At 58.5% G+C, this 15037-nt stretch carries 13 protein-coding genes; 3 read left to right on the top strand and 10 right to left on the bottom strand.

The window, feature by feature from the left end; translation table 11 throughout:
* The first annotated feature begins 5 nt into the window (after nt 1-5).
* Nucleotides 6-794, top strand: a complete 789-nt coding sequence (locus HFD92_RS09845) for a histidine phosphatase family protein (protein WP_167428869.1) — start codon at nt 6-8, stop codon at nt 792-794.
* Here HFD92_RS09845 and HFD92_RS09840 read toward each other — a convergent pair.
* The 4 genes from HFD92_RS09840 to pepA form a co-directional block, all read right to left on the bottom strand.
* Nucleotides 789-1298, bottom strand: a complete 510-nt coding sequence (locus HFD92_RS09840; protein ID WP_167428933.1) for a GNAT family N-acetyltransferase — start codon at nt 1296-1298, stop codon at nt 789-791. The genes HFD92_RS09845 and HFD92_RS09840 overlap by 6 nt on opposite strands.
* 79 nt (nt 1299-1377) lie before the next feature.
* On the bottom strand, nt 1378-4233 hold the full coding sequence (locus HFD92_RS09835; RefSeq protein WP_167428868.1) for a valine--tRNA ligase: 2856 nt from the start codon (nt 4231-4233) through the stop codon (nt 1378-1380).
* A gap of 5 nt (nt 4234-4238) precedes the next feature.
* A complete protein-coding gene (locus tag HFD92_RS09830; RefSeq protein ID WP_009092358.1) occupies nt 4239-4697 on the bottom strand; it encodes a DNA polymerase III subunit chi in 459 nt (152 codons plus the stop codon).
* Nucleotides 4698-4762: 65 nt separating this feature from the next.
* Nucleotides 4763-6274, bottom strand: a complete 1512-nt coding sequence (pepA, locus tag HFD92_RS09825; protein WP_009092357.1) for a leucyl aminopeptidase — start codon at nt 6272-6274, stop codon at nt 4763-4765.
* A 268-nt stretch (nt 6275-6542) separates the two neighbouring features.
* On the opposite strand from pepA, the gene lptF reads away from it, so the two are divergent.
* Nucleotides 6543-7643, top strand: a complete 1101-nt coding sequence (lptF, locus tag HFD92_RS09820; protein ID WP_058957610.1) for an LPS export ABC transporter permease LptF — start codon at nt 6543-6545, stop codon at nt 7641-7643.
* Nucleotides 7643-8719: an LPS export ABC transporter permease LptG gene (gene lptG / locus HFD92_RS09815; protein ID WP_009092354.1), complete on the top strand. Its 1077-nt coding sequence runs from the start codon at nt 7643-7645 to the stop codon at nt 8717-8719. The genes lptF and lptG overlap by 1 nt, the downstream gene beginning before the upstream one ends.
* 91 nt (nt 8720-8810) lie before the next feature.
* On the opposite strand, the gene HFD92_RS09810 is transcribed toward lptG, so the two are convergent.
* From HFD92_RS09810 to HFD92_RS09785, 6 genes are all read right to left on the bottom strand, one after another.
* Nucleotides 8811-9923: a M20 family metallopeptidase gene (locus HFD92_RS09810; protein ID WP_167428932.1), complete on the bottom strand. Its 1113-nt coding sequence runs from the start codon at nt 9921-9923 to the stop codon at nt 8811-8813.
* Complete coding sequence (locus tag HFD92_RS09805; protein WP_167428867.1) at nt 9923-10678, bottom strand: glutamine amidotransferase; 756 nt, start codon at nt 10676-10678, stop codon at nt 9923-9925. Before HFD92_RS09805 ends, HFD92_RS09810 begins: the two co-directional genes overlap by 1 nt.
* A gap of 12 nt (nt 10679-10690) precedes the next feature.
* The gene (locus tag HFD92_RS09800; protein WP_009092350.1) at nt 10691-11770 is read right to left on the bottom strand and encodes a phosphotriesterase; all 1080 of its coding nucleotides are present in this window, start codon (nt 11768-11770) and stop codon (nt 10691-10693) included.
* Nucleotides 11771-11773: 3 nt separating this feature from the next.
* Nucleotides 11774-12775 carry an ABC transporter permease gene (locus HFD92_RS09795; RefSeq protein WP_167428866.1) on the bottom strand — a complete coding sequence of 334 codons (1002 nt, stop codon included), beginning with the start codon at nt 12773-12775 and terminating at the stop codon, nt 11774-11776.
* A gap of 22 nt (nt 12776-12797) precedes the next feature.
* Nucleotides 12798-13544 carry an ATP-binding cassette domain-containing protein gene (locus tag HFD92_RS09790; RefSeq protein WP_167428931.1) on the bottom strand — a complete coding sequence of 249 codons (747 nt, stop codon included), beginning with the start codon at nt 13542-13544 and terminating at the stop codon, nt 12798-12800.
* Nucleotides 13545-13919: 375 nt separating this feature from the next.
* The gene (locus HFD92_RS09785) at nt 13920-14942 is read right to left on the bottom strand and encodes a LacI family DNA-binding transcriptional regulator (RefSeq protein ID WP_167428865.1); all 1023 of its coding nucleotides are present in this window, start codon (nt 14940-14942) and stop codon (nt 13920-13922) included.
* Nucleotides 14943-15037: the final 95 nt, after the last annotated feature.

The following is a 15037-nucleotide window of genomic DNA, read 5'->3' as shown; positions in this document are numbered from 1 at the left end:
GTAAAATGAAAACGAAACTGAAAACCCTGATGTTAATTGCCCTCATCTCCGTCAGCACTGCCGGCTCCGCCTGGGCCGCGGATGTGATGCTCTATGTGACCCGGCATGGCAAGACCATGTTTAACACGGTGCATCGCGCCCAGGGATGGGCCGATACGCCGCTGACCGCTTCCGGCGCCGCGGTTGCAGAGCAACTGGGGCGGGGTTTACAGCCGTTGCCCTTCGTCGCGGCCTGGTCCAGCGATTCGGGTCGGGCGAGAGAAACCGCGCAGCTGGTGATGAAGAACTGGAAAAATCCGCCTGTACTGAAAGAGATGAAAGGGCTGCGCGAGGTGGGATTTGGCCTTTATGAAGGCGATCTGGATAAAAATCTGATTACCGCTGCCGCCCTTCAGGCGGGTTACCCCTCCGACACGGCGCTGCTGGAGGCATTCAGCGCCGGTAAAATTCAGATGGACAGGATGATCGATGCGATTCATGAGGCGGAAGCCGCAGGCACGCCATCGCTGCCAGGGGTTAAATCCTCCGGCCAGGCCGAAACCTATCAGCAGGTAGCTAAGCGCATGGTGGAGAGTATCACGGCAATCGCGAAGCAGGCGCAGCAGCAGGGCGGAGGCAATGTGCTGGTGGTCAGTCACGGTATGGCTATCACCACGCTGCTGCAGGCGCTGGGCGATACTTCGTTACGCGAGCAGCTTAAGAATGCCAGCGTGACGCTGCTGCGCTACACCGATAACGGGCAGTTCAAAATCGAGTCCATCAACGATATGCGTTACGTGGAGCGCGGTTTATAAAGTCTTCAGCATGCGTACTTCGCAATCCACATGGCCGGTGCAGCCCATCGCGCCTTCGATGTGCGCAAAGCCCAGCGACTCATAGAGTCTGATGGCGCGGGTGAGGCTGGCGGTGGTTTCAAGGTAGCAGCGACGGAAGCCGTGGCTGCGTGCATGATCCATCGCCCGCAGCGCCAGCTCGCGCGCCAGGCCCTGGCCGCGCACCACGGGCAGGAAGTACATTTTCTGCAGTTCGCAGATGTCTGGCGCACTGCAGGCGAGAGGCGCCACGCCTCCGCCGCCCACCACCCTGCCCTGATACTCAACAATCCAGTAGGCGCTCTGATCGGCACTGTAGAGCTCAAACAGCTGGTCGAGCTGGGGATCGGAGACGGTATAGCCCTTGTCAGCCGTCAGCCCAAATTCCGCCGAAACAACGCGGATGACATGAGCGATATGCGGATTATCGGCGGCAGTAATCGGCCGCACCTGGAGGTCAAAAAGCGGAGTGGCGCTGGTCGTCATCATCTCTTCCGGATTTGTACGAGAACAATAAAAAAGCCGGGCAAGCCCGGCTTTATGAATAAGCTGTCAGCTAAGACGCTTACAATGCCGCAATGACCGCCTGCTGTTCAATCAGTTTTGCTTTTGATTGTTGCAGGTCTGCCACGCGCTCGCGCTCTTTCGCCACCACGGCTTCCGGCGCGCGTGAAACAAAGCCTTCGTTCGCCAGCTTGGTCTCGATCTTCTCGATTTCCACATCCAGCTTAACCAGCTCTTTCGCCAGACGCTCCAGCTCAGCGGTTTTGTCGACCAGATCCGCCATCGGGATCAGCAGCTCTGCGCCTTCCACAATTTTAGTGACCGAGACCGGACCTTTCTCGCCTGCCGTCAGAATGGTCAGGCTTTCCAGACGCGCCAGGCGTGACAGGAAGTTACGGTTCTCTTCAACGCGGCGCTGGGCAGCCGGTGAACAGTCACGCAGCAGCACGTCCAGCGGCTTGCTCGGCGCAATGTTCATCTCTGCACGGATATTACGCACGGCAACGATCGCCTGCTTCATCCACTCGATATCGGCTTTCGCTTCCGCATCTTCCTTCGCGGCATCAAACTGCGGGAACGGCTGCAGCATGATGGTGTCATCGCTGATGTTTTTCAGGCCTTTCACGCGCTGCCAGATGGTTTCCGTGATAAACGGAATGATCGGGTGCGCCAGGCGCAGCAGCGCTTCCAGTACGTGAACCAGCGTGTGACGGGTGCCACGCAGCTCCGCTTCACTGCCACTGTTCATGACCGGCTTGGTCAGCTCCAGGTACCAGTCACAGAACTGGTTCCAGGTGAAGTCATACAGGATGTTCGCCGCGATATCGAAGCGATAGGTATCCAGCGCTTCACGGTAGGCTTTCACCGTGTGGTTGAACTCGGTCAGGATCCAGCGATCCGCCAGCGACAGCGTCATCTCGCCGCCATTCTGTCCGCAATCCTGCTCTTCGGTGTTCATCAGCACAAAGCGGCTGGCGTTCCACAGCTTGTTACAGAAGTTGCGATACCCTTCCAGGCGCTTCATGTCCCAGTTGATGTCGCGACCGGTTGAGGCCAGTGCCGCCAGCGTAAAGCGCAGCGCATCGGTGCCTGATGGCTCGATGCCGTTCGGGAACTGCTTCTCGGTACGTTTGCGGATCTTTTCGGCCAGCTGAGGCTGCATCATGTTGCCGGTACGTTTTTCCAGCAGCGCTTCCAGCGAGATGCCATCAACCATATCCAGCGGGTCAATCACGTTGCCCTTGGATTTTGACATCTTCTGACCCTCTTCATCACGGATAAGACCGGTCATGTAGACGGTTTTAAACGGCACCTGCGGTTTGCCATTTTCATCTTTGATGAAGTGCATGGTCAGCATGATCATGCGGGCAATCCAGAAGAAGATGATGTCGAAGCCGCTGACCAGCACGCTAGTCGGATGGAAGGTGCGCAGCGCTTCGGTGTTCTCCGGCCAGCCCAGGGTAGAGAAGGTCCACAGGCCTGAGGAGAACCAGGTGTCCAGCACGTCATCATCCTGACGCAGCGCCACATCGGCGGCCAGGTTGTTTTCCGCGCGCACTTCGTCTTCAGTGCGGCCGACGTAGACGTTGCCGTCGTTGTCATACCACGCCGGAATGCGGTGACCCCACCACAGCTGACGGGAGATACACCAGTCCTGAATATCGCGCATCCAGGAGAAGTACATGTTTTCGTACTGCTTCGGCACGAACTGGATATCACCGTTCTCAACGGCTTCAACCGCCACTTTCGCCAGCGGGGCGGTACGCACATACCACTGGTCGGTCAGCATCGGTTCAATCACCACGCCGCCACGGTCACCGTAAGGAACGGTCAGGTCGTGGGGTTTGATCTCATCCAGCAGGCCCAGTTCATCCACCGCGGCGACAATTGCTTTACGCGCGGCAAAGCGTTCCATGCCCTGGAAGGCGGCCGGGATGTCGTCGGAGCAGACATCGCTGGCTTCGCCGTTGGTGTCATACACCTGAGCGCGGTCGCGGATATCGCCGTCAAAGGTCAGGATGTTGATCATCGGTAAGCGATGACGACGGCCGACTTCGTAGTCGTTGAAGTCATGAGCCGGGGTGATTTTGACGCAGCCGGTGCCTTTTTCCATGTCCGCGTGTTCGTCGCCGACGATCGGGATCAGGCGGCCAACCAGCGGCAGCATCACGAATTTGCCGATCAGATCTTTATAGCGCGGATCTTCCGGGTTCACGGCCACGCCGGTGTCGCCCAGCAGGGTTTCCGGACGGGTGGTGGCGACGACCAGATAATCTTTGCCGTCAGCGGTTTTAGCGCCATCCGCCAGCGGATAGCGGATATGCCACATCGAGCCTTTGCTCTCGCGGTTTTCCACTTCCAGATCGGAGATCGCGGTGCGCAGTTTCGGGTCCCAGTTCACCAGGCGTTTGCCACGGTAGATCAGGTTCTCTTTGTAGAGGCGAACAAACACCTCTTTAACGGCGTTGGAGAGGCCCTCGTCCATCGTGAAGCGCTCGCGCTCCCAGTCAACGGAGTTACCGAGGCGACGCATCTGGCGGGTAATGGTGCCGCCGGATTCCGCTTTCCACTCCCAGATTTTTTCGATGAACGCATCGCGGCCATAATCCTGGCGCGTTTTGCCCTCTTCAGCCGCAATCTTGCGCTCAACCACCATCTGCGTGGCGATGCCCGCGTGGTCCGTTCCCGCCTGCCACAGGGTGTTTTTGCCCTGCATGCGCTGGTAACGGATCATGGTGTCCATGATGGTTTGCTGGAAGGCGTGACCCATGTGCAAGCTACCGGTGACGTTCGGCGGCGGGATCATGATGCAAAAGCTTTCCTGGCTGGTGTCGCCATTCGGTTTGAAGTAGCCCTGCTTTTCCCAATGCTCGTAAAGCGGCTGCTCGATATCTTGCGGGTTATATGTCTTTTCCATTTCTGCTATGTCGTTTGCGGCTGTGGTGGCGCTGCCGTATTCAATTGGAAACCCACGCTGCGATACGCTTTGTAGCGGTCGCGCGCGAGTTGTTTGAGAGCGTCTTCGTAAGGAACGAAGTCTATCACTTCATGGAAAGCAGTAGCAAAATCTGCGAAGTGGGGCAGCAGGCTAATCAGCAGGTCGCGCGGTGAACTGCCGCGACGCTGTGGCCAGGCCAGCTCAACCGGCGCCCCGTAGCGCGGGCCTTCACCCGCCAGGTTGTGCGGCACGAAGGCATTGGCCGGTCGTTGCCACAGCGCTTCGTCGAGACGAATGGCTTGCTGTTCATCTTCGCAGGCAATCAGCACCCGCTTTCCGGCCCGCCAGCGTGTTTCCGCCAGATTGCACACCAGCGCTTCAACAGCGCTCAGGCCATCCTGGGTGGCATCGGTTTCCAGCACGTAGAAGGTTGCGTTTTTCATCGGTTTGCTCATCAGAAGATCAAGGGCGGAATCAGATCCGCCCTTGCTGTCAGAAAAGAGGGCGCTTAATCGTCGCCGTTCAATCCTGCCCGATTCAACAGAAACTGTGACAGCATCGGCACCGGACGACCGGTGGCGCCTTTGGCCTTGCCGGAGCGCCAGGCGGTTCCGGCGATATCCAGGTGCGCCCAGTTATATTTGCGGGCGAAACGCGCCAGGAAGCAGGCGGCGGTGATCGCGCCGCCCGGACGGCCTCCAATGTTGCCCATATCGGCAAAGTTGGACTCCAGCTGCTCCTGGAACTCATCCGCCATCGGCAGACGCCAGGCGCGATCGCCGGACTGCTCGGACGCGCTGATCAGCTCATGCGCCAGCGGATTGTGGTTCGACAGCAGGCCGCTGATGTGATGGCCCAGCGCAATCACGCAGGCACCGGTCAGCGTCGCGACGTCGATCACCACTTCCGGGTCGAAACGCTCGACGTAAGTCAGTGCATCACAGAGTACCAGACGGCCTTCGGCGTCGGTGTTCAGCACTTCGACCGTCTGGCCTGACATGGTGGTCAGCACGTCACCCGGACGCATCGAACGGCCATCCGGCATGTTTTCACAGCCCGCCAGCACGCCGACCACGTTCAGCGGCAGGTTCAGCTCGGCCACCATACGCATGACGCCATAGACCGCGGCGGCGCCGCACATGTCATACTTCATCTCATCCATGCTGTCGGCAGGCTTGATGGAGATGCCGCCGGAGTCAAAGGTCAGCCCTTTACCCACCAGCACAATCGGGCGCGCTTCGGCGTCCGGATTGCCTTTGTATTCAATGACCGACATCAGCGACTCATTCTGCGATCCGGCGCCGACGGCGAGATAGGCGTTCATGCCCAGCTCTTTCATCTGCTGTTCGCCGATCACGCGGGTGGTCACATTTTTGCTGAAGGCATCGGCCAGCTGGCGCGCCTGTGACGCCAGATAGGCGGCGTTACAGATGTTAGGCGGCATGTTGCCGAGATCTTTCGCCGCTTTCATACCGGCGGCAACCGCCAGCCCGTGCTGGATCGCCCGCTCGCCGCTGGTCAGCTCGCGACGGGTCGGCACGTTGAACACCAGCTTGCGCAGCGGGCGACGTGGCTCGGCTTTGTTGCTCTTCAGCTGATCAAAGTTGTAGAGCGCCTCTTTTGAGGTTTCCACCGCCTGACGCACTTTCCAGTAGGTATTGCGACCTTTGACATGCAGCTCGGTCAGGAAGCAGACCGCTTCCATGGAGCCGGTGTCGTTCAGCGTATTAATGGTTTTCTGAATGACCTGCTTGTACTGGCGTTCGTCCAGTTCACGCTCTTTCCCGCAGCCAATCAGCAGAATACGCTCAGACAGGATATTTGGCACATGATGCAGCAGCAGTGTCTGGCCCACTTTTCCTTCCAGCTCGCCGCGGCGCAGCAGGGCACTGATGTAACCGTCACTGATTTTATCCAGCTGTTCGGCAATCGGTGACAGACGACGCGGTTCGAAAACGCCAACGACAATGCAGGCACTGCGTTGTTTTTCCGGGCTTCCGCTTTTTACACTGAACTCCATGCACTCTCCTGAATCTTAAAGACAACGGCCGCTGCTGCCGCTAGAATGTAGCGCGCTCATGACCCATTTATTCATTGTCGCAGCATGACATTCTGCTGCTGGAGGTCATAATGAATCAGGGTGACAAGATGTTGTTTTTTCACCACCCGGACGCGTTTTTCATACAATTTTAGCTACGACGACGGCCATTGATGAAGAAAAATGGCTGATAAGCGTTGAAACTAGCGATTTTCCTGCAAAAAGACAAGTTTTCACAGGCGTACTAAGCGTGATCATCATTAGATATCTGGTTCGGGAAACGCTCAAAAGCCAGCTGGCTATCCTGTTTATCCTGCTACTCATCTTCTTTTGCCAGAAGTTAGTCAGGATCCTGGGAGCCGCGGTGGATGGCGAAGTGCCGACAAACCTGGTTCTGACACTGTTAGGACTCGGCGTGCCTGAAATGGCACAACTTATACTGCCCTTAAGTCTGTTTCTGGCGATCCTGATGACGCTGGGACGGCTTTACACGGAAAGTGAAATTACCGTGATGCACGCCTGCGGCCTGAGTAAGGCCGTGCTGGTTAAAGCGGCGATGGTATTGATGCTGTTTACCTCGCTGGTGGCGGCGGTGAACGTTATCTGGCTCGGCCCCTGGTCATCCCGTTATCAGGATGAGGTAACGCAGAACGCCAAAGCGAACCCGGGAGCCGCGGCGATGGCCGCTGGCCAGTTCCAGACCTCCAGCGACGGCAGCGCCGTGCTGTTTGTCGAGGATGTGAAGGGCAACCAGTTTGGCAACGTTTTCCTGGCGCAGCTGCGGCCTAAAGGCAATGCGCGTCCGTCAGTGGTGCTGGCCGACAGCGGCCACATGGAGCAGCGCAAAGATGGTTCGCAGGTGGTAACGCTGGATAAGGGCACCCGCTTTGAGGGCACGGCCCTGCTGCGTGACTTCCGCATTACCGACTTCACCAACTATCAGGCGATTGTGGGCTATAAGGCGGCGACGCTCGATCCGAATGATGCAGAGCAGTCGAGCTTTACCGGCCTGTTCAGCAACAACACGCCTGAGTTTAAAGCCGAGCTGCACTGGCGTCTGACGCTGGTGTTCGCGGTGCTGGTGATGGCGCTGATGGTGGTGCCGCTCAGCGTGGTGAACCCCCGTCAGGGACGCGTGCTGTCGATGCTGCCCGCGATGCTGCTCTATCTGATCTTCTTCCTGCTGCAGAGTTCGCTGAAGTCGAGCGGAGCAAAAGGCCGCCTCGATCCGGGTGTGTGGATGTGGGTGGTGAATATCAGCTATCTGCTGCTGGCGATAGTGCTTAACCTGTGGGATACGGTGCCGATGCGTCGGGTTCGCGCCCGCTTTACACGCGGAGGGTCAGTCTGATGTTTCGCGTTCTTGACCGTTATATCGGTAAAACGATTTTCAATACGATAATGCTGACGCTGTTCATGCTGGTGTCGCTTTCCGGCATCATCAAGTTCGTCGATCAGCTGCGTAAGACCGGGCAGGGGAGCTACAGCGCGCTGAGCGCCGGCTATTACACCCTGCTGAGCGTGCCCAAAGATATTGAGATTTTCTTCCCGATGGCGGCCCTGCTGGGTGCTCTGCTGGGACTGGGCGCGCTGGCGCAGCGCAGTGAGCTGGTGGTGATGCAGGCGGCGGGCTTTACCCGCATGCAGGTGGCGCTGTCGGTGATGAAAACGGCGATTCCGCTGGTGCTGCTGACCATGGCGATCGGGGAATTTGTGGCGCCGTCAGGTGAGCAGATGGCGCGTAACTACCGGGCGCAGCAGCTTTACGGCGGCGCACTGGTGTCGACGCAGAATGGTCTGTGGGCGAAGGATGGCAACAACTTCATCTTTATTGAGCGCATTAAAGGCGACAATGAGATTGACGGTGTCAGCATCTATAACTTTACCGATCAGCGCCGTTTACAGAGCGTGCGTTATGCAGCGACGGCGACCTGGGATAAAGACAAAAAGCGCTGGATACTGTCACAGGTCGATGAGTCGAACCTGACCGATCCGAAGCAGATTACCGGCTCACAGAGTCTGAGCGGCGAGTGGAAAACCAATCTGACGCCCGACAAGCTGGGCGTGGTGGCGCTCGACCCGGATGCGTTATCGATTCGCGGTCTGTACAATTACAGTAAGTATCTGAAGCAGAGCGGCCAGGAGTCAGGACGATACCGGCTGAATATGTGGAGCAAGATTTTCCAGCCGCTGTCGGTGGCGGTGATGATGCTGATGGCGCTGTCGTTTATTTTCGGTCCGCTGCGCAGCGTGTCGATGGGGGTACGGGTCGTGACCGGTATCAGCTTCGGCTTCCTGTTCTACGTGCTGGATCAGATTTTCGGCCCGCTGAGTCTGGTTTACGGACTGCCGCCGGTGCTGGGGGCGATCCTGCCAAGCTTCGCGTTCTTTGCGATCAGTATGTTTATGCTGATTAAGCGGCGCTAAGCACCGTGAATGAAAAAAGGCCGCGCAAGCGGCCTTTTTTATGGCGGTCTCCGTGCGCCCCTTTGTTCGTCCAGCCGTCTGAGGCACCCCTCTATGACCTCATCCAGTCGTTAATCAACGCACCATACAACAGCTCCGCTTCCGCTAACCGGCTCAGCAGGCAATATTCATCGGTCTGGTGTGCCATGGATGGCTCGCCGGGACCAAGGATAATGCAGGGCGGCGTACCCAGTGCGGGCAACAACAGTGACGCATCAGTAAAGTAGGGCACAATGCGCGGCGTCAGCGGAGCGTCATGTAACGCCTGACAATGCTGATAAACAGAATGAATCCAGGCCTGATTCTCTTCGCTCAGTACGGCCGGCAGATCCACCAGCGTCGTCACCGTTACGCTCTCTCCCAGTAAGGTTGTCAGTTGCTGTCGAATGGTGGCGTGCTGCAGATTGGGTGCGCTGCGGATATCCACATCAAATTGGGTGCGATCGGGCACAGAGTTAATGTTCAGGCCGCCTGAAATGCGTCCGACGTTAACGGTCGGCTGCTTCATCAGCGGATGTGGCGCGCCAGGCGAGAAGTGCTGGATCCTGCCCAGAGCCTCCGCCGCCAGATAAATGGCATTAATGCCCAGTTCCGGCATCGCGCCATGGGCCGTTTTCCCGCGCGTTTCACAGCGTAGCCAGAGTGCGCCTTTGTGGCCGATAACCGGATAGTTGGCGGTGGGCTCGCCGACAATCAATGCGCCGACATCGGGCAGGTCAGCGTCAGCAATCAGCGCCCGCGCGCCGTCACAGCCCGTCTCCTCCCCGCCGGTGATCACCAGTACAACGCCGGAGCCCTGCTGAATCGCCTGCTGATGCGTCACGCAGGCCACAGCAAAAGCCGCGACAGCGGCCTTCATGTCACTCGAACCGCGACCGTAAAGCCGGTCACCCACGATTTCACCAAACGGATCGAACTGCCAGTCAGCATTGCCGAGCGGGACCGTATCCAGATGGCCGGTAAATGCCAGCTGCGGGCCGGGCTGACGGCCAGGGAGACGGGCAATCAGGTTCAGGCGATTTTCACCGAAGGGGGACAGGGTGACCTCAAAGCCCCGTTCCGCCAGCCACTCTGCCAGAAAGTGCATGCAGGCCGCTTCGTTGCCCGGGGGATTAATGGTGTCAAAGCGCAACAGCTGCTGCGCCAGCGTCTGGCTCTGGCTCATCATCCGCGCACCGTTAACCAGTCCAGGCAGTTGATCCACAGCTGGCGGTAACCCGGCCACTGAGCAAATTCCTGCGGCAGCCAGTGCGCAGACATATCGCTGGTCCAGACCAGTGAGCGACCCTGCTGATACTCGCGCACCGCCAGCAGCGGATGTGAGGTGCTGGCGATGGTCGCCAGCAGTTTACCTTCCGGGTGCATCTCCACTTCGTTATAGCCCAGTAGCCATGGCCAGTCGTCTGGCATACCGGCGAACAGCGCGTGAGATTCGGTCACGCAGGGATAAACGCCTTCGGGCGTTTCGATGCGGTCATCCCAGGCCAGGCAGCGCACCGGCAGGACTTTCTCGACCGCCGTGTTGCGATAGCGCGCGCCGCCATTGATACCCTGAAAACTGAAGTAGCCGCCAATCATCATCAGCGCGCCGCCCGCCGCCACATAGTCGTGGATCAGCGTCAGGCGATTTGCCGTGCGCTGGCTCTTCAGCCAGGTATCCGGGTGCAGCAGCAACGTATTGGCGCCGATGTCGGACAGAATGATCGCATCCCACTGCTGAAGCCCGTCCGGGGTTAAAGGAAAGTCGGTGGCGGCAGCATGGGCGGGCATGTAGGTGATGGCATAATCGCTGTCGGCCAGCGCCGCCATAAAGTCGGTCGCGCCATTATGCCAGGTGGCGGTGGCAAACTGATCGAAGCCTTTGACGTGAACAGACGTGCTGGTCCAGGACTCGCCGACCAGTAAAATTTTCTTCTGCATTCAGGTTCTCCCTTACCCACCAAAAACGCGCTGTGGGTTAGCAATCAGTAAGGTTTCAAGTTGTTCGCCGCTGACGCCGTGGCGTTTCAGGCGCGGGACAAAATGTTTAAGGATGTAGCCATAGCCGTGACCGCCGTAGCGGGTCAGCATGGTTTTCAGGAACACGTCCTGCGACAGCAAAATCTGTTCGATAAAGCCGTCATCGATCAGCTCACGAATGGCGCGGGCATTTTCCTCATCGGACGGTGACTGCGCGGTCTCATCGGCGTAGTAATAGCTCATGCCGATCATGTCATATTCCAGAAAGGCGCCGCGCTGTGCCAGATCGCGCTGGTAGCGCTTATCGGCAAAGCTGGGGTTCATGTGGCACAGCACCACATGACGCAGGTCAGCGCCTTCTTCTTCCAGGATATCCAGCACCCGATGGCCTAAGCGCTCCCAGCCGGGCAGATGCACCTCAACCGGCACACGTGTCGCGGCACTGGCGCGGCCCGCCGCCCGCAGGGATTTCTCCTCGTCAGGGGTAAAGCGGCTGGACACACCGATTTCGCCGATCAGGCCAGCCAGCACCTCGGGTTTCTCCTCTCTGCCGCCCAGATCGTAAATCAGCCTGTCAGCAAGCGCGTCGATGCTGATCGTTTTGACCCAGTCGGGATGTGAGGGCTCCAGATACAGCCCGGTGCTCATGATGATGTTCAGCCCGGTCAGGCGCGCGATGCGCTGCAGCGCTTTCGGGTCACGGCCAATGCCGATATTGGTGGGATCCACCACCGTCTCGCCGCCCAGTGCCCGGAACTTCATCAGCTCTTCAATCGCCAGATCCACATCAAACAGCTGACAGTTATCGCGGCTGATCAGCGGATTAAGCGAAAGCTCGCCCAGGTTTTCGATGCTGACCGGCATTTCCGCCAGGTGACGCTCGCCACAGCAGCAGGGCGGTACCCACTTGCCGGAGGCATCCAGCAGAATGTGCTCGTGCATCAGCGTCACGCCCATCTCACTCACCGGCAGCGGGCCAAGGACGGTCATCACATAGCCGCTGTTGCTGCCCAGCGGCAGCGGATCGGGATGACGAAAAATAGAGTGTTTCATCAGCTATCCTTTCGCCGCCGATCGCGTCGGGTTGAGAATGCGGGTGTTGAGCCAGATGGCCAGCAGGATAATCGTACCGGTGGCGATCTGCGTGTAAAACGGGGAGATATGCGACAGAATCAGGCCGTTCTGGATGATGGCAATCGACAGCGCGCCGAGCAGCGTGCCGATAACGGTTCCGAAGCCGCCAAACAGACTGGTACTGCCCAGCACCACCGCCGCGATCACCTGCAACTCGAAGCCTTCGCCCTGGTTGGAGGAGCCGCTGCCCAGACGCGCGGTGATGATCATGCCCGCCAGCGCCGCCGCCATACCGCTGAGGATGTAGACCTTCATGGTCACGGCTTTAGTGTTAATGCCGCTCCGGCGCGCGCCTTCCGCATTCGCGCCAATCGCCGTGACATAGCGACCAAAGCGCATATGATTCAGCGCGATATGGCCCACGATCAGCGACACGATGCCTATCAGCGCGGGCATCGGCACGCCCAGTACCCAGGCGCGGCCCATTAAAGCGAACGGGCTGTCGGCAGGGATGGGAATGGAGTAGCCCTGGGTAATCAGCAGCGCCACGCCGCGCACCACCGCCAGCGTCGCCAGCGTGACGATAAAGGCCGGAATGCCTTCGTAAGCGATAAAGAAGCCGTTAATGGCCCCCACCAGCGCACCCAGCAGCAAGCCGCCCAGCAACACCACCGGCCAGGGCAGGCCCCAGTTATTCAGCGCGATAGCGGAGAGGGCGCCGACCAGCGCCAGCGTCGATCCTACGGAAAGATCGATCCCGCCCGTGGTGATCACCAGCGTCATCGCCGTGGCGACAATCAGCAGCGGCGCGCTCTGGCGAATGATATTCAGCCAGTTAGCACTGCTGAGGAAGTTGCCGGTGATCAGGGAAAACACCACGCAGCAGAACACGAAAAACAGCGCGATGCTCACCACGCCAGAGTGGTTGTGCAGCAGACGACGCGGCAGCGAGTGCTGTGTCATACGGGAACTGCTCAGATTCATAATAGTCATCCTGTTACCTCGCTCAGTGCGCGGCGGCCGAGCGGGCGACAAACTTCTCACCCACGATCAGATTGACGATCTCGGTCAGATCCGTTTCGGCCACGCGGCGCTCCGCCACATTGGTGCCCTCGTACATCACCATGATGCGATCGCACACCAGGAAGAGATCCTGTAAGCGATGGGTGATCAGGATGACGCTCACGCCCCGTGCCGACACCCGGCGGATCAGCTCCAGCACCGCCTCCACTTCGGCGACGGCCAGCGCGGCGGTGGGTTCATCCATAATCAGTACCTTGGGATCGAAGGCGGCAGCGCGTGCAATGGCAATCGCCTGGCGCTGCCCGCCGGATAAGTTGCGCACCAGCAGTCGGGTATCCGGGATAGAAATCCCCAGACCTTTCAGCATTTCCCGCGCGTCAGTGTGCATTTTTTCTTCGTCCAGAAACGGGATGCCGAAAATGGACTTCATCGGTTCACGTCCCATAAACAGGTTGCCTGCCACATCGACGGTGTCGCACAGCGACAGATCCTGATAGACCATCTCGATATGGCAGCGGCGCGAATCCGCCGGGTTAGAGAAATGCTGCTCTTCACCATCAATACGAATCGTGCCGCTGGTCGGGACGACCGCACCTGACAGCACCTTGGTCAGCGTGGATTTTCCCGCACCGTTGTCGCCTACCAGACCCAGCACTTCACCCGGAGCCAGTTGCAGGTTGACGCCCTGCAGAGACCGGATCGCGCCATAGGTCTTGGTAATATTCACCATCTCTACCCGTGCCAGGGCAGTGTGTGCCTGCTGCATATGATTACTCCCATCACCACTAACGGGACCGTTACTCTGCATGTAAAAAGGGGCTATCCGGCACGGTTTACGCCCTTGTAAACCGGTTTACCTGCAGGATAAACCCTTTGTCACAACACACAGAACAACACGCTACACGATATTTGTTTGCCGGGTGAGACAGTGCAGCTTCCGTGCCAGTCTGCGACCCGGCGTGGCACTTGTGTTCTAACTCACTGTAATACAGCACATTTGCCGTTTGACTTCAGGTAAACCGGTTTACTGAACAGAAACCGGCAAAATAAAGGCGCTCACTTTTTGCGCCACTATTGTGCGCTTTTGCGCCATTCTGGGTCGTGGTTAACGGATCCGTATCGAGTCGCGTGCCACCCATTCAACCTGCAGACGGGTTTCGGCGGGGACGGGGAGGTCATCATTCAGGATACGCAACATGATCTCTACGGCCGTGCGGCCCAGTTCACGTGCGGGCTGGCGGATGGTGGATATACGGGGCTGGGTGAAGTCAGCATAGGTGGCGTCATCAAAGCCCACCAGCGACAGCGCGTCGGGCGCACTGAGCCCACGCGCGCGCAGGCCATCCATCAATCCCAGTACCAGAAAATCGCTGGCGGCAAAGACGGCGGTGGGGCGCTCTGCGCGGCTGAACAGCTGTTCCAGCGCCTGTTTACCGAACTCACGCTGGTATTCGCCGTACATCACCCATTCGGGCGGGACACGCAGGCCAGCCTGCTCCATTGCGGTGCAGAACCCCTGGTAGCGTTCGCGTACACTCATCAGTTCCGCCGGGCCGCCGACAAAGGCGATATCCCGATGACCTGCAGCAATCAGATTTTCGGTAGCCATCCGCCCACCCTGAACGTTGTCGGCAAACACTTTGGGCACGACGCTGCCAGGGATGTCCTCATCCAGCAGCACGATGCGCTGGTGGCGATTAATCTCTTTGCGTAACAGACCGTTATCAGGATGGTTGGTGGTAAACAGCAGGCCATCCACCTGGCAGGTATCCAGCCAGCGGATAAACTGACTCTCTTTGTCCGGATGGTTGCGGGTAATACAGAGTACCAGGCTGTAGCCATGGGCAGAGGCGGCTTCTTCGGCGGCATCTGCCAGTTCGGCAAAGAAGGGATTGGTAATATCGGGCAGCACCAGCCCCAGGGTTTCGCTGCCGCCCTTGCTCAGGCGACGCGCCAGGCTGTTACCGCGATAATCCAGCTGACGAATCGCCGCTTCAATGCGGTCAATCGTCTCCTGCGGCAGCATAATGCTTTGATTCATATAGCGGGATACGGTCGCTTTAGAGAGTCCGGCCTGCGCTGCCACATCCGATAACAGCACCCGTTTTTTACTCATATCACCTGCCATCTTGCCCGGAATCGGCTATCAGTAACACAGTTGCGCGCAGCGGAGACAGCTTTTCCATGCCCGCTGACGATAAAATAATCGCTTGACAAAATTTA

Source organism: Pantoea sp. EKM101V (genome assembly GCF_011800325.1).
In the GTDB taxonomy this organism is placed as follows: Bacteria; Pseudomonadota; Gammaproteobacteria; order Enterobacterales; family Enterobacteriaceae; genus Pantoea; species Pantoea anthophila.
Note: the sequence above shows the minus strand (reverse complement) of the source record. Positions and strands in the feature narration are given on the sequence as shown.

What these genes read in the sequence shown, in the direction of transcription:
- HFD92_RS09845 (WP_167428869.1), top strand. Translation starts at nt 6, where the DNA reads ATGAAAACGAAACTGAAAACCCTGATGTTAATTGCCCTCATCTCCGTC.
- HFD92_RS09840 (WP_167428933.1), bottom strand. Translation starts at nt 1,298, where the DNA reads ATGACGACCAGCGCCACTCCGCTTTTTGACCTCCAGGTGCGGCCGATT.
- HFD92_RS09835 (WP_167428868.1), bottom strand. Translation starts at nt 4,233, where the DNA reads ATGGAAAAGACATATAACCCGCAAGATATCGAGCAGCCGCTTTACGAG.
- HFD92_RS09830 (WP_009092358.1), bottom strand. Translation starts at nt 4,697, where the DNA reads ATGAAAAACGCAACCTTCTACGTGCTGGAAACCGATGCCACCCAGGAT.
- pepA (WP_009092357.1), bottom strand. Translation starts at nt 6,274, where the DNA reads ATGGAGTTCAGTGTAAAAAGCGGAAGCCCGGAAAAACAACGCAGTGCC.
- lptG (WP_009092354.1), top strand. Translation starts at nt 7,643, where the DNA reads ATGTTTCGCGTTCTTGACCGTTATATCGGTAAAACGATTTTCAATACG.
- HFD92_RS09810 (WP_167428932.1), bottom strand. Translation starts at nt 9,923, where the DNA reads ATGAGCCAGAGCCAGACGCTGGCGCAGCAGCTGTTGCGCTTTGACACC.
- HFD92_RS09805 (WP_167428867.1), bottom strand. Translation starts at nt 10,678, where the DNA reads ATGCAGAAGAAAATTTTACTGGTCGGCGAGTCCTGGACCAGCACGTCT.
- HFD92_RS09800 (WP_009092350.1), bottom strand. Translation starts at nt 11,770, where the DNA reads ATGAAACACTCTATTTTTCGTCATCCCGATCCGCTGCCGCTGGGCAGC.
- HFD92_RS09795 (WP_167428866.1), bottom strand. Translation starts at nt 12,775, where the DNA reads ATGAATCTGAGCAGTTCCCGTATGACACAGCACTCGCTGCCGCGTCGT.
- HFD92_RS09790 (WP_167428931.1), bottom strand. Translation starts at nt 13,544, where the DNA reads ATGGTGAATATTACCAAGACCTATGGCGCGATCCGGTCTCTGCAGGGC.
- HFD92_RS09785 (WP_167428865.1), bottom strand. Translation starts at nt 14,942, where the DNA reads ATGGCAGGTGATATGAGTAAAAAACGGGTGCTGTTATCGGATGTGGCA.